The organism is Chromohalobacter israelensis DSM 3043 (genome assembly GCF_000055785.1).
Lineage (GTDB): Bacteria > Pseudomonadota > Gammaproteobacteria > Pseudomonadales > Halomonadaceae > Chromohalobacter > Chromohalobacter israelensis.
Genome location: NC_007963.1, coordinates 2,708,497 through 2,730,542 on the forward strand (window position 1 = coordinate 2,708,497; position 22,046 = coordinate 2,730,542).

At 62.0% G+C, this 22,046-nt stretch carries 14 protein-coding genes, 2 tRNA genes and 3 rRNA genes; 3 read left to right on the top strand and 16 right to left on the bottom strand.

The features are described from left to right. Nucleotides 1–66 precede the first annotated feature (66 nt). The 16 genes from CSAL_RS12220 to CSAL_RS12295 all read right to left on the bottom strand — a co-directional run bounded on the left by CSAL_RS12220 (nt 67) and on the right by CSAL_RS12295 (nt 18,438). The gene (locus CSAL_RS12220) at nt 67–1,197 is read right to left on the bottom strand and encodes an ABC transporter ATP-binding protein (protein ID WP_011507706.1); all 1,131 of its coding nucleotides are present in this window, start codon (nt 1,195–1,197) and stop codon (nt 67–69) included. A 14-nt stretch (nt 1,198–1,211) separates the two neighbouring features. Next, entirely contained in the window at nt 1,212–2,090 is an 879-nt protein-coding gene (locus CSAL_RS12225) for a carbohydrate ABC transporter permease (protein ID WP_011507707.1), read from the bottom strand. Beyond that, nucleotides 2,083–3,012: a carbohydrate ABC transporter permease gene (locus CSAL_RS12230; RefSeq protein ID WP_011507708.1), complete on the bottom strand. Its 930-nt coding sequence runs from the start codon at nt 3,010–3,012 to the stop codon at nt 2,083–2,085. The genes CSAL_RS12225 and CSAL_RS12230 overlap by 8 nt, the downstream gene beginning before the upstream one ends. Nucleotides 3,013–3,084: 72 nt before the next feature. Further along, entirely contained in the window at nt 3,085–4,338 is a 1,254-nt protein-coding gene (locus CSAL_RS12235; protein ID WP_011507709.1) for an ABC transporter substrate-binding protein, read from the bottom strand. A 535-nt stretch (nt 4,339–4,873) separates the two neighbouring features. Then, nucleotides 4,874–6,316 carry an ATP-binding protein gene (locus CSAL_RS12240; protein ID WP_011507710.1) on the bottom strand — a complete coding sequence of 481 codons (1,443 nt, stop codon included), beginning with the start codon at nt 6,314–6,316 and terminating at the stop codon, nt 4,874–4,876. Then, a complete protein-coding gene (locus CSAL_RS12245) occupies nt 6,313–7,026 on the bottom strand; it encodes a response regulator (protein ID WP_011507711.1) in 714 nt (237 codons plus the stop codon). The genes CSAL_RS12240 and CSAL_RS12245 overlap by 4 nt, the downstream gene beginning before the upstream one ends. Nucleotides 7,027–7,303: 277 nt before the next feature. Further along, nucleotides 7,304–7,419: ribosomal RNA gene (gene rrf / locus CSAL_RS12250) — 5S ribosomal RNA — on the bottom strand. A 111-nt stretch (nt 7,420–7,530) separates the two neighbouring features. Continuing rightward, a 23S ribosomal RNA gene (locus CSAL_RS12255) occupies nt 7,531–10,419 on the bottom strand. Nucleotides 10,420–10,686: 267 nt separating this feature from the next. Then, nucleotides 10,687–10,762 (bottom strand) — tRNA-Ala (locus tag CSAL_RS12260). A gap of 121 nt (nt 10,763–10,883) precedes the next feature. Further along, a tRNA-Ile gene (locus tag CSAL_RS12265) sits at nt 10,884–10,960 on the bottom strand. A 97-nt stretch (nt 10,961–11,057) separates the two neighbouring features. Next, nucleotides 11,058–12,595, bottom strand: a 16S ribosomal RNA gene (locus CSAL_RS12270). Together the 16S, 23S and 5S rRNA genes with 2 tRNA genes alongside form the textbook arrangement of a ribosomal RNA operon. A gap of 474 nt (nt 12,596–13,069) precedes the next feature. Beyond that, nucleotides 13,070–14,554, bottom strand: coding sequence for a 2-methylcitrate dehydratase (gene prpD, locus CSAL_RS12275; protein WP_011507712.1), 1,485 nt, complete (start codon nt 14,552–14,554; stop codon nt 13,070–13,072). Between the two features lie 53 nt (nt 14,555–14,607). Next, nucleotides 14,608–15,735 carry a bifunctional 2-methylcitrate synthase/citrate synthase gene (gene prpC, locus CSAL_RS12280; protein ID WP_011507713.1) on the bottom strand — a complete coding sequence of 376 codons (1,128 nt, stop codon included), beginning with the start codon at nt 15,733–15,735 and terminating at the stop codon, nt 14,608–14,610. A gap of 56 nt (nt 15,736–15,791) precedes the next feature. Continuing rightward, nucleotides 15,792–16,673 (bottom strand): methylisocitrate lyase, encoded by an 882-nt coding sequence (gene prpB / locus CSAL_RS12285; RefSeq protein WP_011507714.1) that lies wholly within the window; start codon nt 16,671–16,673, stop codon nt 15,792–15,794. Then, nucleotides 16,670–17,431, bottom strand: coding sequence for a GntR family transcriptional regulator (locus tag CSAL_RS12290; protein WP_011507715.1), 762 nt, complete (start codon nt 17,429–17,431; stop codon nt 16,670–16,672). The genes prpB and CSAL_RS12290 overlap by 4 nt, the downstream gene beginning before the upstream one ends. A gap of 143 nt (nt 17,432–17,574) precedes the next feature. Beyond that, nucleotides 17,575–18,438, bottom strand: coding sequence for an alpha/beta fold hydrolase (locus CSAL_RS12295; RefSeq protein WP_011507716.1), 864 nt, complete (start codon nt 18,436–18,438; stop codon nt 17,575–17,577). A 215-nt stretch (nt 18,439–18,653) separates the two neighbouring features. Between CSAL_RS12295 and pabB the strand changes: the two genes are divergently transcribed. From pabB to CSAL_RS12310, 3 genes are all read left to right on the top strand, one after another. Beyond that, complete coding sequence (pabB, locus tag CSAL_RS12300) at nt 18,654–20,000, top strand: aminodeoxychorismate synthase component I (protein WP_011507717.1); 1,347 nt, start codon at nt 18,654–18,656, stop codon at nt 19,998–20,000. Between the two features lie 64 nt (nt 20,001–20,064). Beyond that, nucleotides 20,065–21,135 (top strand): FecCD family ABC transporter permease, encoded by a 1,071-nt coding sequence (locus CSAL_RS12305; protein WP_011507718.1) that lies wholly within the window; start codon nt 20,065–20,067, stop codon nt 21,133–21,135. Further along, nucleotides 21,132–21,914: an ABC transporter ATP-binding protein gene (locus tag CSAL_RS12310; RefSeq protein WP_011507719.1), complete on the top strand. Its 783-nt coding sequence runs from the start codon at nt 21,132–21,134 to the stop codon at nt 21,912–21,914. The genes CSAL_RS12305 and CSAL_RS12310 overlap by 4 nt, the downstream gene beginning before the upstream one ends. Nucleotides 21,915–22,046 lie beyond the last annotated feature (132 nt).

Here is a 22,046-nt window from a genome sequence, read left to right on the forward strand (position 1 = left end):
CCAAGGCAAGCGCGCAAGCCGCGCCGGTGCCGGGCGAACCGACACCGGCGCGCCGCCGTCGCGACGCTAGGCCACGCGTCGCTGGCTCGTCGCCTCGAACAGCACGGCCCGACTCATGTCGACGCGCAGGGCGACACGCTCGCCGGCCGCCACCCGACTCTTGGGCCCCAGGCGCATGGTGGCCTCGGTCTCGCCCAGCGTCGCCTGGAGCAGGATGTCCGCGCCGGTGGGCTCGACCACCGTCGCCATCACCTCGAGCCGCGTCCCGTCGAACGACGTTTCCATGCGCGTTTCGTCTTCGACGAAGTGCTCGGGACGCAGTCCGAGGATCAGCCGCTCGCCGACCCGCGCCTGCAGCGCCTGCGCATCGCGCTCGGCCGGCCAGGGCAGCTCCAGTGGCGCCCCTGTGGGATCGTCGCCATCGAGCACGCGCAGCACATACCCGTCGCCGCCGCTGACCAGCGTCACGGGAATGAAGTTCATCGACGGCGAGCCCATGAACCCCGCGACGAACATGTCCACGGGGTCGTTGTAGACTTCGTCGGGCGTCCCCAGTTGCAGGATCTCGCCGTCGCGCATCACGGCAATGCGATCGGCCAGGGTCATGGCCTCGATCTGGTCGTGGGTCACGTAAACGATGGTCGTGCCCAGACGCTGATGCAGCTTCTTGATTTCGGTGCGCATCTCGACACGCAGCTTGGCATCCAGGTTCGAGAGCGGCTCGTCGAACAGGTAGATCTGCGGTTCGCGCGCCAGGGCCCGCCCCATGGCGACACGCTGGCGCTGCCCGCCCGAGAGTTGCGACGGCTTGCGGTCGAGCAGTGGCGTGATCTGCAGCAGCTCGGCCACGCGTGCGACCGCCTCCTCGCGCTGGGCCTTGGGCATCTTGCGCATTTCCAGGCCGAAGGCGATGTTCTGACGCACATTCATGCTCGGATACAGGGCGTAGGACTGAAACACCATGGCGATGTCACGCTCGGCCGGCGTATGCCAGGTGACGTCTTCACCGCCGATCTGGATTTCGCCGGACGTCACCGGTTCCAGCCCCGCGATGGCATTCATCAGCGTCGACTTCCCGCATCCCGAGGGGCCGACCAGAATCAGGAACTCGCCGGAGTCGATCGACAGCGAAATATCCTTGAGTACTTGCGTGCTACCGAACGTCTTGTCGACGTGACGGATGTTCAATGCGGACATAATGACCTCTGCAATCAGCCCTTGACGGAACCCGCGGTCAACCCGCGCACGAAATATTTGCCCGCCAGTACGTACACCACCAGCGTGGGGAGCGCGGCGATCAACGCCGCCGCCATGTCGACGTTGTATTCCTTGACCCCGGTGGAGGTGTTGACCAGGTTGTTGAGCGCCACCGTCACCGGCTGCGAGTCGAAACCCGCGAACGAGACCCCGAACAGGAAGTCATTCCAGATCTGGGTGAACTGCCAGATCACCGACACGGTGATGATGGGCCCCGAAACCGGCAGCAGGATGCGCCAGAAGATACGCCAGAACCCGGCGCCATCGAGCTTGGCCGCGGCGATCATCTCGTCGGGTACCGAAACGTAATAGTTGCGGAAGAACAGCGTGGTGAACGCGATGCCGTACACCACATGCACCAGCACCAGGCCGGTGGTGGAGCTGGCCATGCCCAGCCACCCCAGCGTGCGGGCCATCGGCATCAGCACTACCTGGAACGGCACGAAACAACCGAACAGCAACAGCGCGAAGCACAGATTGGCGCCGCGAAACCGCCATTTGGTCAAGGCATACCCGTTGAGCGCCCCCACGAACGTGGAGATCGCCACGGCAGGCACGACGATGGCGATGGAGTTGAGGAAATACCCCGACATGCCATTGCACCGCATGCCGGTACAGGCGGTGCTCCAGGCCTTGATCCACGCCTCGAAGCTGATCGTGCTCGGCAGGGACAGCAAGGCACCGGCACGAATTTCCTCCAGCGGCTTCAGCGAGGTCAGGATCATCACCACCAGCGGCAGCAGGTACACCAGGGCTGCCACGATCAACAGGGCGTACAGCCCGAAGCGCCATAAACGCGCCGAAGTGGAACGCCGACGAACCATGTTAGCCATTTCGTTGCCCCCGCAATTCGGAATACAGATACGGCACCAGAATCGCCAGGACGCCACACAGCATCATGATCGCGCTGGCCGACCCCAGGCCGATCTGCCCCCGGGTGAAGGTGTGCGCGTACATGAACGTGGCCGGCAGGTCGGTGGCGTAGCCAGGGCCGCCGCCGGTCAAGGCCATGACCAGGTCGAAGCTCTTGATGGCGATATGCGCGAGGATCATCACGGCGCTGAAGACCACGGGGCGCAGACTCGGCAGCACGATGCGCAGGTAGATGCGCGGCAAGCTTGCGCCATCCAGCGCCGCCGCTTGAAACAGACTGTCATCGATACCGCGCAGGCCGGCCAGGAACAGGGCCATGACGAACCCCGAGGCCTGCCAGACGGCGGCGATCACCAGGGTGTAGATGGCCATGTCGCTTTCGACGAGCCAGTTGAAGGTGAAATCCTCGAAGCCCCAGCTACGGACCAGGGCCTGAATCCCCAGGCCCGGGTTGAGCAGCCAGCGCCATACCACCCCCGTCACGATCAGCGAGAGAGCCATCGGATAGAGATAGATCGTGCGCAGCGCACCTTCCTGGCGAATGCGCTGATCGAGAAAAATGGCCAGCAGCAGGCCGATCACCAGGCAACTCACGATGAACAGGCCCCCGAACACGACCAGGTTCGTGGCAGCCACGTTCCAGCGTTCGTTGGCAAACAGGCGCGCGTACTGTGCGAAGCCGACGAAATCGTAATGCGGCAACATGCGCGAGTCGGTCAGCGACAGCACGAACGTCCACAGCATGTAGCCATAGACGAAGAACAGGGCCACGGCCAGCGAGGGCGCGACCACCAGGCGAGGCAGGAAACGCTCGACCTGCCCGGCAAGGGATCGACGGCGCCCCTTGCCGCCGACCCGTGGCGAAGAGACATGCGGTGACATCGACGTCATCCTTTTGACAAGACACAACTACTCGCCGCCGAGGACGCCCCCGGCAGCGAGCCTCGACTCACCTCACTCGGCCGCGCGCACCGCGCTGACCAGACGTTCGGCGGCCGTTTCGGCCGTCATGTCGGGGTCATTGAAGAAGTTGGTGATGACATCGAACACCGCGCCCTGCTGGCTGTCCGATACCGCCATGCCGTGTGCCAGGCTGGGCACCAGTCCGCCTTCGTCCATGGCGACATCGAAGGCCTCGCGAGATGCCTTGGCGCATGCGTCGAAGTCGTCGAGCGGCACGTCCAGGCGCACCGGAATCGAGCCCTTGGCCTGGTTGAAGCTGGCCTGGAAGTCGGGCGACAGCACCAGGCTCGCAAGATCCAGCTGGGCCTGCTGCTGGCCTGCGTCGTCGACGTCGAACATCGCCAGGCTGTCGGTGTTGTACGAAAACATGTGCTCCGTCATGGGCGGTGCGACACATTCGTAGTCCTCGCCCGGCGTCATGCCCGCGGCGGTGAACTCGCCCTTGGCCCAGTCGCCCATGATCTGCATGGCCGCCTTGCCGTTGATGACCATGGAGGTGGCGATGTTCCAGTCCCGTCCGGCGATGTTGTCGTCCATCGTGCCGCGCAGCTTCTTGAAGGTCTCGAGCGACTCGATCATGGTGTCGCTGGTCAGCGCCTCGGGGTCCAGCTCGACGAACGCCTTGCGATAGAAGTCGCCGCCGCCGATGCCCATCATGACCACTTCGAACACGGTCGCGTCCTGCCACGGCTGCCCACCATGAGCGAGCGGAATGTAGCCCGCCTCGCGAATCTTGTCCGCGGCTTCGAAGAAGGCGTCCCAGGTCTGCGGCACTTCCTCGACGCCCGACGCCTTCAGCACCTCCGGGTTGGCCCAGATCCAGTTGATGCGGTGAATATTGACCGGCACCGCGGCGTAATGGCCGTCGACCTTGTCATAGGCCGCGATTTCCTGGGGCAGGAAATCATCCCAGCCATCGGCTTCGGCGGCCTTGTCGATATTGCCGAGAAAGCCCATCTCGCCCCATTCCTGGATCAAGGGTCCCTTGATCTGGGCCACCGCCGGCGGGTTGCCGGAAATCGCGCGCGACTTGAGCACCGTCATGGCACTGTCGCCCGCGCCGCCCGCAACCGCGAAGTCCTTCCAGGTATGCCCCTTGGCCTCGAGCTTTTCCTTGAGCAAGTTGGCGGCTTTCGCTTCGCCCCCCGATGTCCACCAGTGCAATACCTCGATTTGAGCGGCCTGGGCCTGCCCCACGGCAGTGACCAGCAATGCCCCCGCGGCGAGTGCATGGATGGTTTTCATGGCGTGACTCCTTGTGGTTGTTATGACGACGAACCTCGGTCACGACGCGCGTGGGCTTCGTGACCGGCAAGCATCGGGGAGTGATCGCGACAATACGGGGTGCCGCCGGCGGCGAGATGGCCGCAGGACAACAATGCCCATGGCGAGGGACACCGCGTCCCCATAGAGGAGGGAACAGAGAATGGCATGGCATGATCCCGCTGGCGTTATCGTTATTGGTTCAGTCGCCATGCGGCGACCGACAACCGGCAGAACGCTCTCCCGATCCTTGAATGTCGAGACTAGCCCATGCCAACGCGGCGTTGGGTTACCGATTCTTGCAAACTCTTGGCGCAATCTTACATCTTTGTAATATGGCGACGATGGCGCCCCCTAAGCTCTGTCTGAAAAATCGGCGAGCGATGGCCAGACAAGGCAAAAATCGGTGAAAAAGCGGAGTTTACGCGGTGTAAATGAGCATTTTGATCCGATTTTTAACGCCGTATGGACAAGCGCAGGCATTTTCCAGACAAAGCGTAAAGCGACGGAGGACGCTTCAATGCTGCAGCGGCAAGCTGAGCGTCACGCTCAATCCACCCTCGCGGGCGGTTTCAAGGCGAATGTCGCCTCCATGGGCGCGCACGATGTGCCGGGCGATGGCGAGCCCCAGCCCGCTGCCCCCCGTATGACGATTGCGCGAGGGTTCGAGGCGCACGAACGGCTCGAAGACACGCTCGCGCTGCTCGGCGGGAATGCCCGGGCCATCGTCGCTGACGATCACATGGATATGGTCAGGATGCCGGCGCAGCTCGATGCGCACGCACTGTGCATAGAAGATCGCGTTTTCGATGACATTGGCCAGGCAACGCTTGAGCGCCAGGGGCTTGGCCATCAACCACCCCCCTCGCCCTTCGAGATGCACACGGGCTTCGTCGTGCCAGGCCAGGTCGTCGACCAGCGCTCTCACCATCGCATCCAGGTCGATCGCCGTCGCCTGCTCGTGCAGGTCCAGCCCTTTCACCGAAGCCAGCGCCCCCTTCACCAGCTGATCCATCTCGTCGAGGGAGCGAATGAACGCCTCGCGTTGAGCGGGGGCGTCGAGCATTTCGGCGCGCAGGCGCAAACGGGTAATGGGCGTCTTCAAGTCGTGAGAAATGGCCGAAAACAGACGCTCGCGCTCCTCGACCTGATGGCGAATGCGCTCGCTCATGCGGTTGAAGGCCGCCGCGGTGTCGCGAAGCTCCCGGGGGCCTCGCTCGGCAAGCGGCGGTGACTCGAGATCGTCCCCCAGCCGTCGCGCCGCCTTGGCGAGTACCGACAGGGGCCGTGTCGCCCAGCGGATTCCCCAAAGCGACAAGCCGATCACCGTGAGCAGAACGGCCAGGGACACGAACAACCGGTCACCTGCCAGCCAGGAGGCGTGTTCCAGCGTTTCCGCCATGGGTAGCGACGTGGCCACGAACAACCAGTCCCCCGCCTCGAGCGGCATCTGCACCACGAGAATCGGTGTCGACAGGGGAACGATCGTCAGGCTGCGGTGCGCCCAATGTGCCGGCAGGTCCGCGAGAGGCACCTCGTTGTTGAAGACCCGCAGGTCGCCCGGCCGCGAAAAGCCGATATGCAGCTCCTGCTGGCCCAGTTCGCGGATGAGCCCGTCATGCAGATTGGAAGCCACCATCTCGCGTGCCGCCCCGCCACTGGTATGCGGCAATTCGATGCGATGGTCGTTCACGCTGACGAAGAAGCGCGTGCCCCCCATGTCCCGCAGTTGGTCGAGCACGATGTGGCGATACTCATAGGGTAACGAGCTGAAGTAGCGCACGGTGGCCGCCAGACTATCGGCGAGATTGCGGGACAGGGCGTCGAGCCGTGCCAGGCGCTCACGGTTTTCCTGCCAGCTCCAGATGCCGTAACTGGCCAGTTGAGCGCTCAATACGCCCAGCAGCATGATCAGCACGAAACGCCCCCGCAGGGTACGCGGCCGCCACCATCGCTTCACATTACGGCTTCCACGGGCGCCGCCAGGACATAGCCCGCCCCGCGCACGGTGCGAATCAATTGCGAGTGCTGGGCATCTTCGCCCAGACGCTGGCGCAGGCGGCAGACGTGCACGTCGATGGAACGATCCAACGGCGGCGCACGACGGCCGCGGCTCAAGTCGAACAGTCGTTCGCGCGAGAGGACCTGCTCGGGATGATCGAGGAACACTCCCAGCAGCTGATAATCCGCTCCCGACAGACGGCTGCGATTCCCCATGTCATCGATCAGCTCGCGTGTGATGCGATCCAGGCACCAGGGACCGAAACGTACCATCCTGGAGGGCGTGCTCGGCAGCGGTCGCATGCGACGCAACACCGCCTTGATGCGCGCCAGCAGCTCACGCGGGTTGAAGGGCTTCGCCAGATAGTCATCCGCCCCCAGCTCCAGACCGAGAATGCGGTCGGTCTCATCGGAACTGGCGGTCAGCATGATGATGGGGACGTTGCTGTGACGACGCAGATCGCGACACAGGGACAAGCCGTCTTCACCGGGCATCATGATATCGAGTATCAGCAGATCGGGAGACTCGTCACGCAACAGGGAGGGTACCGCATCACCGTTTTCCGCGAGGACTACACGGAAACCGTGCTGCGAGAGGTAGGCATGCAGCAACTCGCGAATTTCGGCATCGTCATCGATGACCGCAACCGTTGCATGATTCATCGTCATAACGAGAAACGCTCCCTGCCGCTGCTTCCCGATTCGACAGAAGGCACTGCGGATATTATCGGTTATTGTCGCGATTCGTCATCGAATGATGCGGTGCCCGTTGGGTCGCTTCAAGACAATCGTGCCGGATCGCGACCAAAGTGGGAGGAATATAACGAACATGGGGTGGGATTTATTCAGTGGCAAGCGTCATCACGTAGTGGGTTTTCATGCACGGCCCACCCGCCCACGAAAAAACCCCCGCTGGCCTGAGCCAACGGGGGTTTTCGGGATAAGTGCCTGACGATGACCTACTCTCGCATGGGGAGGCCCCACACTACCATCGGCGCTGAGCGGTTTCACTGCTGAGTTCGGCATGGGGTCAGGTGGGACCCGCTCGCTATGGTCGTCAGGCGGAACTGGTGTCGATCGCCTCACCGAGGCCATCGACGCAATGGGAACAAGCCGACACGTTACGTCTCATGCGTACCCGGTCGTGTTCATACAAGACCCTTTGGGTGTTATATGGTCAAGCCTCACGGGCCATTAGTACACGTTAGCTCAACGCCTTGCAGCGCTTCCACACCGTGCCTATCAACCAGCTGGTCTCGCTGGGCCCTTCAGGAGGCTCGAGGCCTCGGGGAGATCTCATCTTGAAGGGGGCTTCCCGCTTAGATGCCTTCAGCGGTTATCCCGTCCGCACATAGCTACCCGGCAATGCCACTGGCGTGACAACCGGAACACCAGAGGTGCGTCCACTCCGGTCCTCTCGTACTAGGAGCAGCCCTTCTCAAATCTCCAACGCCCACGGCAGATAGGGACCGAACTGTCTCACGACGTTCTAAACCCAGCTCGCGTACCACTTTAAATGGCGAACAGCCATACCCTTGGGACCGACTTCAGCCCCAGGATGTGATGAGCCGACATCGAGGTGCCAAACACCGCCGTCGATGTGAACTCTTGGGCGGTATCAGCCTGTTATCCCCGGAGTACCTTTTATCCGTTGAGCGATGGCCCTTCCATACAGAACCACCGGATCACTAGAACCTACTTTCGTACCTGCTCGACGTGTCTGTCTCGCAGTCAAGCACCCTTATGCTCTTGCACTCATTGCACGATTTCCAACCGTGCTGAGGGTACCTTCGTGCTCCTCCGTTACGCTTTGGGAGGAGACCGCCCCAGTCAAACTACCCACCACACACTGTCCTCGACCCGGATAACGGGCCCAAGTTAGAACGCCGATGATGCCAGGCTGGTATTTCAAGGTTGGCTCCCCCGGGACTGGCGTCCCGGGTTCCAAGCCTCCCAGCTATCCTACACAAGCAACATCAGCGTCCAGTGTGAAGCTATAGTAAAGGTTCACGGGGTCTTTCCGTCTAGCCGCGGGGACACCGCATCTTCACGGCGATTTCAATTTCACTGAGTCTCGGGTGGAGACAGCGTGGCCATCATTACGCCATTCGTGCAGGTCGGAACTTACCCGACAAGGAATTTCGCTACCTTAGGACCGTTATAGTTACGGCCGCCGTTTACCGGGGCTTCGATCAAGCGCGTCGCCGAAGCTAACGCCATCACTTAACCTTCCGGCACCGGGCAGGCGTCACACCCTATACGTCCGCTTACGCGTTAGCAGAGTGCTGTGTTTTTAATAAACAGTTGCAGCCACCTGGTATCTTCGACCGGTGGCAGCTCGGGCCGCGAGGGCCGTCACCGCCACCGGCGCACCTTCTCCCGAAGTTACGGTGCCATTTTGCCTAGTTCCTTCACCCGAGTTCTCTCAAGCGCCTTGGGATTCTCACCCTGACCACCTGTGTCGGTTTGGGGTACGGTCGCATGTGATCTGAAGCTTAGAGGCTTTTCCTGGAAGCGTGGCATCGATGACTTCCAGACCGTAGTCTGTTCGTCTCGCCTCTCGGCCTTGAGGATCCGGATTTGCCTGAATCCTCGGCCTACGGGCTTTCACCAGGACAACCAACGCCTGGCTCACCTAGCCTTCTTCGTCCCCCCATCGCAATCACATCCGGTACGGGAATATTAACCCGTTTCCCATCGACTACGCCTTTCGGCCTCGCCTTAGGGGCCGACTCACTCTGCTCCGATTGACGTCGAACAGAAACCCTTGGTCTTCCGGCGGGGGCGGTTTTCACGCCCCTTATCGTTACTCATGTCAGCATTCGCACTCGTGATACCTCCAGCAAGCCTCTCGACTCACCTTCGCAGGCGTACACGACGCTCCTCTACCGCTCATCCGAAGGATGAGCCCGTAGCTTCGGCACCTGGTTTGAGCCCCGTTACATCTTCCGCGCAGGCCGACTCGACTAGTGAGCTATTACGCTTTCTTTAAAGGATGGCTGCTTCTAAGCCAACCTCCTAGCTGTCTAAGCCTTCCCACATCGTTTCCCACTTAACCAGGATTTTGGGGCCTTAGCTGACGGTCTGGGTTGTTTCCCTTTTCACAACGGACGTTAGCACCCGCTGTGTGTCTCCCACGCTGCACTCACCGGTATTCGGAGTTTGCCTCGGGTTGGTAAGCCGGGATGGCCCCCTAGCCGAAACAGTGCTCTACCCCCGGCGGTGATACGTGAGGCGCTACCTAAATAGCTTTCGAGGAGAACCAGCTATCTCCGGGCTTGATTAGCCTTTCACTCCGATCCACAGCTCATCCCAGCATTTTTCAACATACTTGGGTTCGGGCCTCCAGTTGATGTTACTCAACCTTCACCCTGGCCATGGATAGATCGCCCGGTTTCGGGTCTATATCCAGCGACTGGTCGCCCAGTTAAGACTCGGTTTCCCTACGCCTCCCCTACTCGGTTAAGCTCGCCACTGAATATAAGTCGCTGACCCATTATACAAAAGGTACGCGGTCACACGCCGAAACGTGCTCCCACTGCTTGTACGCATACGGTTTCAGGATCTATTTCACTCCCCTCTCCGGGGTTCTTTTCGCCTTTCCCTCACGGTACTGGTTCACTATCGGTCAGCCAGGAGTATTTAGCCTTGGAGGATGGTCCCCCCGTCTTCAGTCAAGGTTTCACGTGCCCCGACCTACTCGATTTCACCAATGCGGGTTTTCGGTTACGGGGCTATCACCCACTATGGCTGGCCTTTCCAGGCCGTTCACCTAACCGTGCATTGACTTAAGGGCTGGTCCCCGTTCGCTCGCCGCTACTGAGGGAATCTCGGTTGATTTCTTTTCCTCGGGGTACTTAGATGTTTCAGTTCCCCCGGTTCGCCTCCCGGCACCTATGAATTCAGTGCGGGATACTCATCTTGTGATGAGTGGGTTTCCCCATTCGGACATGCCCGGGTCGCAGGTTGTTTGCCACCTCACCGAGCCTTTTCGCAGGCTACAACGTCCTTCATCGCCTCTGGCTGCCTAGGCATCCACCGTATGCGCTTCATCGCTTGACCATATAACCCCAAAGGGTCTGATCGTGGATGAACACGATAATTGCCGGATACGCTTGAGACGTATCGTCTTGCTTTGTCAGCTTGTTCCACATTGTTAAAGAGCATTAGAGCAAAAGCTCTAAGCGGTAGGCTTTACGGGAAAGCACACGGCTTAGGGCTTGATGAGTCGACTGTCGGGATGGTGGAGCCTACCGGGCGGTGCGACGATTCGCTCGCGTGCGAGCCCAGTCGAATCGGTGACTTTCCTATTGGCATCCATCCTGCAAATGGTGGAGCCTACCGGGATCGAACCGGTGACCTCCTGCGTGCAAGGCAGGCGCTCTCCCAGCTGAGCTAAGGCCCCTTGTCGGCACGTCTCTCGCGGCATTTACCGAAAGGACATGCAATTTGTGTGAGACCAGGCGAAAGACAGCGCCGTATAGCCTGCTATACAAGGTGTCTTTCAACGACGTATCACGCAAATTTGGTGGGTCTGGGCAGACTTGAACTGCCGACCTCACCCTTATCAGGGGTGCGCTCTAACCAACTGAGCTACAGACCCGGCTTACCACTGGGTCTAGGACCCAAACAGTCGTTGCTCTGCTTCGATCAGGCAATTCATTGTGAGCGCTTACCCGGGCAGGGTGTGCACCGTCGTTTAAGGAGGTGATCCAGCCGCAGGTTCCCCTACGGCTACCTTGTTACGACTTCACCCCAGTCATGAACCACACCGTGGTGATCGCCCTCCGAAGTTAGGCTAACCACTTCTGGTGCAGTCCACTCCCATGGTGTGACGGGCGGTGTGTACAAGGCCCGGGAACGTATTCACCGTGCCATTCTGATGCACGATTACTAGCGATTCCGACTTCATGGAGTCGAGTTGCAGACTCCAATCCGGACTGAGGCCGGCTTTCTGGGATTGGCTTCACCTCGCGGCTTCGCAACCCTTTGTACCGGCCATTGTAGCACGTGTGTAGCCCTACCCGTAAGGGCCATGATGACTTGACGTCGTCCCCACCTTCCTCCGGTTTGTCACCGGCAGTCTCCCTAGAGTTCCCGACCGAATCGCTGGCAAATAGGGACAAGGGTTGCGCTCGTTACGGGACTTAACCCAACATTTCACAACACGAGCTGACGACAGCCATGCAGCACCTGTCTCTGCGCTCCCGAAGGCACCCCGGAATCTCTTCCGGGTTCGCAGGATGTCAAGGGTAGGTAAGGTTCTTCGCGTTGCATCGAATTAAACCACATGCTCCACCGCTTGTGCGGGCCCCCGTCAATTCATTTGAGTTTTAACCTTGCGGCCGTACTCCCCAGGCGGTCGACTTATCGCGTTAACTGCGCCACTAAGTCCTCAAGGGACCCAACGGCTAGTCGACATCGTTTACGGCGTGGACTACCAGGGTATCTAATCCTGTTTGCTACCCACGCTTTCGCACCTCAGCGTCAGTGTCAGTCCAGAAGGCCGCCTTCGCCACTGGTATTCCTCCCGATCTCTACGCATTTCACCGCTACACCGGGAATTCTACCTTCCTCTCCTGCACTCTAGCCTGCCCGTTCCGGATGCCGTTCCCAGGTTGAGCCCGGGGCTTTCACACCCGGCGTGACAAGCCGCCTACGCGCGCTTTACGCCCAGTAATTCCGATTAACGCTTGCACCCTCCGTATTACCGCGGCTGCTGGCACGGAGTTAGCCGGTGCTTCTTCTGTGGGTGATGTCGCTCTTGCCGGGTATTGGCCGACAAGCCTTCTTCCCCACTGAAAGTGCTTTACAACCCGAAAGCCTTCTTCACACACGCGGCATGGCTGGATCAGGCTTTCGCCCATTGTCCAATATTCCCCACTGCTGCCTCCCGTAGGAGTCTGGGCCGTGTCTCAGTCCCAGTGTGGCTGATCATCCTCTCAGACCAGCTACGGATCGTCGCCTTGGTGAGCCGTTACCCCACCAACCAGCTAATCCGACATAGGCTCATCCAATCGCGCGAGGTCCGAAGAGCCCCCGCTTTCTCCCGTAGGACGTATGCGGTATTAGCCTGGGTTTCCCCAGGTTATCCCCCACGACTGGGTAGATTCCTATGCATTACTCACCCGTCCGCCGCTCGTCAGCGTCCAGCAAGCTGGACCTGTTACCGCTCGACTTGCATGTGTTAGGCCTGCCGCCAGCGTTCAATCTGAGCCATGATCAAACTCTTCAGTTGAAAGTCTGATAGTCCGTTGAGCGGACCAAACTTGGTTCAAGACTAAAACGTTCTCAAAAAGACCCGAAGGTCTCTGACGAGTCGCTTGCCTTGATAGGTCGTGACTGGCACCCCTATCCCGGGCAAGCGCCCACATGAATTACCTGATCGACTTGTTAAAGAGCATCTCGTTTTCGCCAAAGCGCCTAACGAGGAAGGCGTATTCTACCGATACCGCCGTGATTGTCAAGGCAAAATGCTTGTCGGGACAATCCATCACCGCATCCGAACATTCGTGCGATGAGTGGCGACTCGCGAGGTGCGCATTTTACCGAAACCGGCGCGACTGTCAAGCGAGATCGTTCGAGGCGAACCTGAAAATCTCAAGCAAGTCAGTCACTTGCGAACCTCTTCCACCGCTGGCCACGAGGTCCGTCGCCGGCAGCGGATGCGTACTTTACGGATCCGCCGCCGTGAACGCAAGGGGTTTTTGGCTCAAATCACGAAATGATCGACGAAGCGATGGACGGGCGTGCTTTCCAGGCGCTCCTGCGACGTGCACAACGCCAGAATCTCGTCGCAGCGACGCGCCGGAAAGCGTGTCGCGAGGTTTGCCTGAAACTTTTCTTCCAGCAGCGGCATGCCCTCTGCACGGCGCCGCCGATGTCCGATGGGATACTCCACGGCGACCTGTTCGGTGCTGCTGCCATCGACGAAGAAGACCTGGACCGCATTGGCGATGGAGCGCTTGTCCGCCTCGAGATATTCACGGGTATAGCGTTCGTCCTCCACGACCTCCATCTTGTCGCGCAGCCGATCGATGATCGGGTGTGCCTCGTGGAAGGCATCTTCGTAGTGCTCCGCCTGCAGGTGTCCGAACGCCAGGGGCACGGCCGTCATGTATTGCAGGCAGTGGTCACGATCGGCCGGATTGGCCAGACGCCCGTGCTTGGAGATGATGCGAATCGCCGACTCGTGCGTCGTGATCACGATGCGGTCGATGTCGTCCAGGCGATCCTTGACCTGAGGGTGCAGGAGAACGGCCGCCTCGCACGCGGTCTGGGCATGGAACTCCGCGGGGAAGCTGATCTTGAACAGGACGTTCTCCATGACATAGGACCCGTACGCCTGCGAGACACGGAAATGACGCTCCGCCTCCGGCTTCAACTGCTGATCCTTGTTAGTCTTGGCGAACGACACGTCGTAAAAGCCCCACTGGGGAGCGCTGAGCACACCGGGGATGCCCATTTCGCCACGCATGGCGATATCCGCCAGACGCACGGCACGCGACGTCGCGTCTCCCGCCGCCCATGACTTGCGTGATCCGGCATTCGGTGCATGACGATAGGTGCGCAGACTCTGACCATCGACGAACGCATGCGACAACGCGGCCAGCAACTGCTCGCGATCCGCGCCCATCAACTTGGCGACCACGGCCGTCGAGGCGACCTTGACCAGCACCACGTGATCGAGCCCCACGCGATTGAAGGAGTTCTCCAGGGCCAGCACGCCCTGAATCTCGTGCGCCATGACCATGGCGTCGAGCACGTCACGCATCGTCAGCGCCGGCTCGCCCACGGCCACCCGTTTTTGCGACAAGTGATCCGCCACCGCCAGAATGCCGCCCAGGTTGTCCGACGGGTGCCCCCATTCCGCCGCCAGCCAGGTGTCGTTGTAATCCAGCCAGCGAATGATGGCACCGATATCCCATGCGGCCTTGACCGGATCGAGGCGCAGCGAGGTACCGGGCACACGGGCACCATGCGGCACCACCGTGCCTTCGACCAGTGGCCCGAGATGCTTGGTGCACTCGGGGAAGCGCAGTGCCAGCAAACCGCAGCCCAGCGTATCCATCAGGCAATGGCGCGCAGTGTCCAGAGCCTCGCGACTCTCCACGCGATATTCCAGCACGTAATCGGCGATCCGCTGCAGTTCTATGTCGTAATCGGGACGTTGATTCTGTTCGACGTTGGCGCTCATGGCGTGTCCTTGCGTTTGTCACTGATCACCGGGGCGAAGCCCGAAGCCACTCGTTAACCGCGCTGCTCCATCGGCACCCAATCGCGCTTCTCCGGTCCCACATAATCCGCGCTGGGGCGAATGATGCGATTGTTGCCGCGCTGCTCGGCGACATGGGCACACCAGCCGGTGAGTCGCGAACACACGAAGATGGGCGTGAACAGCTTGGTGGGAATTCCCATGAAGTGATAGGCACTGGCGTGGAAGAAGTCGGCATTGCAGAACAGCTTCTTCTCGCGCCACATGACCGCCTCGACACGCTCGGACACCGGGTAGAGCACGCTGTCGCCCACGTCCTCGGCGAGTTTCTTCGACCACTGCTTGATGATGGCGTTGCGCGGATCGGACTCGCGGTAGATCGCGTGCCCGAAGCCCATGATCTTGTCACCGCGGGAAAGCATGCCGAGGATCTCGTGCTCGGCTTCTTCCGGTGTCTGCCAGTTTTCGATCATGTCCATCGCCGCCTCGTTGGCCCCCCCGTGCAACGGCCCCCGCAACGAGCCGATGGCGCCGGTCACGCAGGAATGGATGTCCGACAGGGTCGAGGCACAGACACGCGCCGTGAACGTCGAGGCATTGAATTCATGTTCGGCGTACAGGATCAGCGAGACGTTCATCGCCCGGGCATGCAGCTCCGAGGCCGGCTTGCCGTGCAACAGGTGCAGGAAATGCCCGCCTACCGAGTCGTCATCGGTCTCGGTGTCGATGCGTACGCCCTCGTGACTGAAGCGATACCAGTAATTGATGATCGACGGGAACGCCGCGAGCATGCGATCGGAGTGCGCCTGCTGCTCGCCGAAGCTCGCTTCGGTCTCGAGGTTGCCGAGTACCGAGCAGCCGGTGCGCATCACATCCATCGGGTGCGTATCGGCAGGCAGCTGCTCGAGTACCGTCTTGAGCGCATCGGGGAGACCACGCAGCGTCTTGAGCGTCGCCACATAGGCGTCGAGCTCGTCTTGAGTCGGCAATGTGCCCTTGAGCAGCAGATATGCCACTTCCTCGAAGCGGGCGTGCTCGGCGAGATCGTGGATATCGTAACCGCGATACGTGAGTCCCGAACCGTCCTTGCCCACGGTGCATAGCGCGGTGCTGCCGGCGCTCATGCCGCGCAGGCCGGTACTGCTGGGCGTCTTGTCTGCCATGGCGTGTCTCCTGGAGTCGGATTGTCGTCGCTGCTGCGTGTCTGCCCGGTGGCGCTCTATTTCTCCCGATCGAACAAGGCATCCAGCTTGTGCTCGAAGGCGTAATAGTCGAGAAACTCGTACAGCTCTTCGCGTGTTTGCATCTTGTCGACGACATCGCGCTGATGGCCGTTGTCACGAATGCTGCGGTACACCGAAAGCGCCGCGGCATTCATGGCACGAAACGCCGACAGCGGGTACAGCACCATGCGACAGCCGACATCGGCCAGCTCTTGCTGACTGAACAAGGGCGTCGCGCCGAATTCGGTGATATTGGCGAGAATGGGCGCATTGACCCCGGCACAAAACGCACGGTAATCGTCGAGACTGTGTACGGCCTCGGCGAAGATGGCATCGGCACCGGCCTCGAGACAGGCATTGGCACGCTCGATGGCAGCGCCCAGTCCTTCTTTCTGGAAGGCATCGGTGCGTGCGATCAGGTAGAAGTCGTCGTCCAGCCGCGCATCGGCCGCCGCCTTGATGCGATCCACCATTTCCTGCTGCGACACGATGGCCTTGTTGGGCCGATGACCGCAGCGTTTCTGCGCGACCTGGTCCTCCAGGTGCACGGCCGCCACTCCCGCGCGCTGCATTTCCTTGATCGTGCGGGCGATATTGAACGCTCCCCCCCAGCCGGTATCGATATCCACCAGCAGCGGCGCCTCCGAGGCTCCCGTGATGCGGCGGGCATCCTCGGCCACATCGTTCATGGTGGTCATGCCCAGATCCGGCAGCCCGAAGGACGCATTGGCGACGCCGCCCCCGGAAAGATAGATCGCGGGATGCCCGACCTTTTCGGCCATGAGCGCCGTATAGGCATTGATGGTGCCGACGATCGGCAAGGGACGATGCGCGTCGAGCGCAGCGCGAAAACGGGTACCAGGGCTGGGATGGCTCATGGCGTCGACCTCTCCTCGGAATCGGCGTGACCGGCCTCGCCTTCGAGTGCCTCGGCATAATGCTTGGCGACGTTCTCGCGGGAGGCACTGACGTGACGGCGCATCAACAGCTCGGCCAGCTCCTCGTCGCCGGCCTCGATGGCATCGACGATGCGGTGGTGCTCGACGAAGGCGCGTTGCGGACGCGCCCCGTTGGCGCTGAACTGCGTGCGATAAAGGCGTACCAGGTAATACAGATCGTCGCAGAGCATGGTCATCAGCATTCGGTTGTGACTGCCCTGCACGATGCAATAGTGAAAATCGAGATCTCCTTCGCGCTGGAAATAAGCTTCGTCGCGCTGCAGATCCTCCTGGCGCTCGTGGACCGCCAGCACGTCGCGCAAGCCGGCGATTTCCGTGGCGGTCATGTGGCGTGCGGCCAGACGCGCCGCCATGCTCTCCAATGCTTCACGCAGGTCGAAGAGCTCCAGCAGCTCGCGCATGGAAAGCTTGACCACCCGGGCGCCGACATGCGGAATGCGCTCGATCAGTCGGTGTGCTTCCAGGCGGCGCATGGCCTCGCGCAACGGCCCGCGAGAGATGCCGTAGGCCTTGGCCAGGCCCGGCTCGGTGATCTTGGCGCCGGGGGCGAGTTCCCCCCGCACGATGGCGCTTTGCAGCTGCTGGAAGACACGCTCGGCGAGCGTGCGCACTTCGGGAGGATCGTCGTGACCACCCGGGGTGCCGGTGGCGTTGTCGGTAAACGAAGAGAGAGCCATATAATTGTCGACAATAAAAAGTTAACCACACTGTAGTGAGCCACTTCTTGCGGGTCAATAGCGATGAGACCGCCTTCTCTACATCTTTCGGCGAACATCGGCAAGATCACCCCGACCACCATTGTCGACAATCCTCAATGGCGTCACGATGTCACGGCTGCCTCCTGCAACAGCGCCGCCAACCGCCTGGGTTTCTGGAACGGCAACGAATGGTCGGTCCCCGGCAGTACCCGGTACGTCCAGTCGGCACGCCGGCGCTCCAGCTCGGCATGATACGCCTGCATGGCCGCGAGACTCTTGCCCCCCACCACGCTCGTCACGTCGCGCTGCGCCGCCAGCAAGGCCTCGCGATCCAGCCGGCGAACGGCATGGGTGACGCAATCCAGCGCATTGGCGAATCCCAGGGGACGTCGCGCGAGACGCGTCACCATCATGCGCTCGGCGCGCGGGTTGCGGGAGCGGTGCGGCGCAATGAGGTCGAGAAACGCCACGATACCGGCTTGCGGCGTCGCGGCCTCGCGAATCCGTGCAGCCGCATCGGCATATCCATCGCGCACGCGCAGCATGGTCGCATGGTCCTCGCGCTCCAGCAGCGCCGGCTCGAGCAGCATGGTCCGCCCGATACGCGCGCCCAGACGCTGCTTGAGGCGCATGGCCACGAGCCCACCGAACGAATATCCGATCACGTCGCACTGCGGGATGTCATGAGTGTCGAGCAAGGCGGCAACGTCATCGACGACCTGCTCCAGCGAGAAGGCCCGTTCCTCGCCGTCGGGATCGCGCGTCTCGCCCATGCCACGCAGATCGGGCATCAGAAAGGTACGCCAGGCCGTCAAGTGAGGCAGCATCGGTTCCCAGGTCATGTCGGCGGCCACCCCGGCACCATGCAGCATGAGCACATTGCCCGAACCGGAACGTCGATCGCGGCGGCGCCATCGGCAGCGCTGGTCCGCGCGCGACAGCGTTCCCTGTTGCATTTCCTCGTCGTTCACCGGCGATATCGTCATAACCTCGTTCCCTGTCTGCTGATGTTTCAGCCACCCGCGCGCTGCCACAGCTGCCATGCTACCGCCTCGCCGACTGGCCTGGCAGCCTGCCGACCGCGACGGCACGCCGCCCCTCGGCAAATCGATGAGTTCGGCTCGAAATCCGTTGCTCTCGCGGCGACCGATCACGCCTTACAGGCTGTTAGAATAAGCCGCTCGCGAAAGGAAGCCAGTGCATGACGCCAACACTCGAACAGACTCCTCTGCCCTATCATGCCGATCCGCTGACACGCTTCGAGCGACTGCGCCAGCGCCCCCATGCCGTGCTTCTGGACAGCGGTTTTCCGGCGGCCCCCGGCGGACGTTACGATATCATCAGCAGCGATCCCGTCGCCTGGCTCGAGATCGATCGTCACGGGCGGGCGATCAGCAACGTCAAGGACCTGCCCGACGCCCCGCTGGATGCTCAGCGTGCACTGCTGGAGCGACTGCCCGAGCCCGCCCTGGCAAGCGAGCTGCCGTTTCTCGGCGGCCTGATCGGTTATTGGAGCTATGACTTCGGCCGCCACCTGGAATCCTTGCCGGACACCGCCCGCGAAGCGGTGACGCTCCCTCATAGTCGGGTCGGCCTCTACGACTGGGCGATCGTTCACGATCATCAGGCACGGCATGCCTGGCTCGTGGCCACGCCGGAAAGGCGCGCGCAGGTCCTGGCATGGCTGCAGGACACGCCGCCGCCAGCGGCGCCATTCACGCTGCTCTCGGCCTTTCGGAGCGAATGGAACCGCCAGGCATACGGCGAGCGCTTCCGCGCCGTGCAGCATTACATTCGCAGCGGCGACTGCTACCAGATCAATCTTGCCCAGCGTTTCAGCGCCGCCTATCGCGGCGATCTCTGGCAAGCCTATCGGCGCCTCCGTGCCGCCACGCCGACACCGTACGGCGCCTACCTGGCCTGGGGCGATCAGGGCATCCTGTCGCTATCGCCGGAGCGCTTTCTGCGGGTCGAAGGCACGCAGGTGGAAGCCCGCCCCATCAAGGGCACGCGCCCGCGCGGGCAGACGCCCTGGCAGGACCGCCAGTACGCGCATGAACTGCGCCACAGTCTCAAGGACACCGCCGAGAACGTCATGATCGTCGACCTGTTGCGCAACGATCTGGGACGGGTATGTCGACCGGGAAGCGTGCGTGTGCCGCAACTGTGCGGTCTCGAAAGCTACGCCAACGTGCACCATCTGGTCAGTGTCATCACCGGCGAACTGACCGCCGATCAGCACGCCCTGGACTTGCTGGGCGCGGCCTTTCCGGGCGGGTCGATCACCGGTGCGCCCAAGGTTCGCGCCATGCAGCTCATTGACGCGCTCGAGCCCAGTCGACGCAGCGTGTACTGCGGCAGCATCGGCTACGTGGACGTTCGGGGCCACATGGACACCTCCATCGCGATCCGTACCGCCGTGGCCGATGCCGGCCACCTGCATCTCTGGGGCGGCGGCGGCCTGGTCGCGGATTCCGACGAGGAAGCCGAATATCAGGAGACCCTGGCCAAGATCACACGTCTGATGGACGCCTTGACCGGCGACTGACACCGCATGCTCCGGGGGAATCGCGTATCCTGAGGGCGCCCATACATCGCTATACGCCGACGCCATGACACATGCATCGCCCGCCACCGCCAATGCCGACAGCGTCACGCGCTACCGAGCGCGTCGCCGCCACCAGCGGCGTCTCATCGCCGGACTCGCCGTGTTGACGCTGGGCATGTGCCTGGCCGACATCGCCACCGGCCCCGGCCAATACCCGCTTCAAGACATCCTCGCCGCACTCGTCGCCCCCGGCGACGTGTCGCAGACCTTGCGCGTGATCGTCTGGAACATTCGCCTGCCGGTGGCCCTGATGGCCGTCCTCGTCGGCGTGAGCCTGGCATCGGCCGGGGCCGAGATGCAGACCATCCTCAACAACCCCCTGGCCGACCCCTTCACCCTCGGAATTTCTTCGGCGGCCAGCGTCGGCGCGGCACTGGCCATCACGCTGGGCGTGAGCGTTATCCCCCTCGCCCAGCCCTTGTGGGTCACCGGCAATGCCTTTCTCATGGCACTCGGCGCCTCCCTGTTCATCTGGGGCATCAGCCGCTTGCGCGGCGTCAGCGTGCAAACCCTGGTGCTGATGGGTATCGCCGTCATGTTCTTCTTCAATGCCATGCTCGGACTGATGCAATACGTCGCCTCCGCCGAGGCACTGCAGCAGCTGGTGTTCTGGTCGCTGGGCAGTCTCGGCAAGGCCAGCTGGGACAAGGTCGGCCTGATCGCCGCGGCGCTGTTGGTGACCCTGCCGATCTTTCTCCACGCCGGATGGCGCCTCACCGCCCTGCGCCTGGGCGACATGCATGCCAAGGCCATGGGCATCGATGTGGCACGCTTGCGACTGCGCATGCTGCTGTGCTGCTCGCTGCTGGCCGCCATGGCCGTCGCCTTCGTCGGCACCGTCGGCTTCGTCGGTCTGGTGGGGCCGCACATCGCGCGGCTGCTGGTCGGCGAGGACCAGCGTGTCTTCCTGCCCGTGTCGGCGTTGAGCGGGGCGCTGATCATGTCGCTGACCTCGATCTTGTCGAAGACGCTGGTTCCCGGCATCCTGCTGCCGATCGGCATCCTGACGGCACTCATCGGCCTGCCGTTTTTCGTCTCGCTGATCCTGCGCAGCCGGCGGGAGGTGTGGGGATGACCCTGGATGTCGAACGTCTCGAGTGTCGCCTGGGCGGCACGCCGGTCCTCGAGGGCATTGCCGGCCTGACGGCCCGCGCCGGCGAGATCACGGCCTTGATCGGCCCCAACGGGGCGGGAAAATCGACCCTGCTCAAGGCCATTGCCGGCATCGAGCGGGCAACCGGCTCGCTGCGGCTGAATGACCACGACTTGATGGCCCTGCCGTTCGAAAAACGCGCCGAGCACCTTTACTACATGCCTCAGGAATTGAGTTCACGCGCCGTGCTCAGCGTCTTCGACGTGGTGCTCCTGGCACGTCGCACCCGGATCCGCGAGCCGCTGGAACAGGCCCTGGAGCAGGTCCGTGACACGCTCGTCGCCCTGGAACTGGAGCCCCTGGCCGAACGGGAACTGGGACGCCTCTCCGGCGGCCAGCGGCAACGCGTCGCCATCGCGCAGGCCGCGATCCGCGAACCCGCGCTGTTGATGCTCGACGAGCCGACCAGTGCCCTGGACCTGCATCATCAACTGCAAGTGCTCGATTGGCTGGCGCGTTTCGCCCACGAGCGCCAGGCCATCGTCGTCGTGGCACTGCATGACCTCAGCCTGGCGGCACGCTTCGCTCAACGCATGTGGATGCTGGCCAACGGCCGTGTCGCTGCCAGCGGTACGCCGGGCGAGGTCTTGACCCATGCTCGCCTGCGCGAGGTCTACGCCATCGATGCCCATATCGAATGGCCGGCGGACGAGCCGCCGCGCGTCACACCGCTCACCGCGATCCGCCCGCTGGGAAGATAGCGCTTCTCATGCAGAAAGATTCTAAACACCCTCCCGACGCCTTCGTTATTGGTATATAAGCTTCGAACCAATCGATATTGGGGAGTCGCCGGGCCGCTTTGCTAGGGTATGGCCATTCGTCGAAGTCGGTCG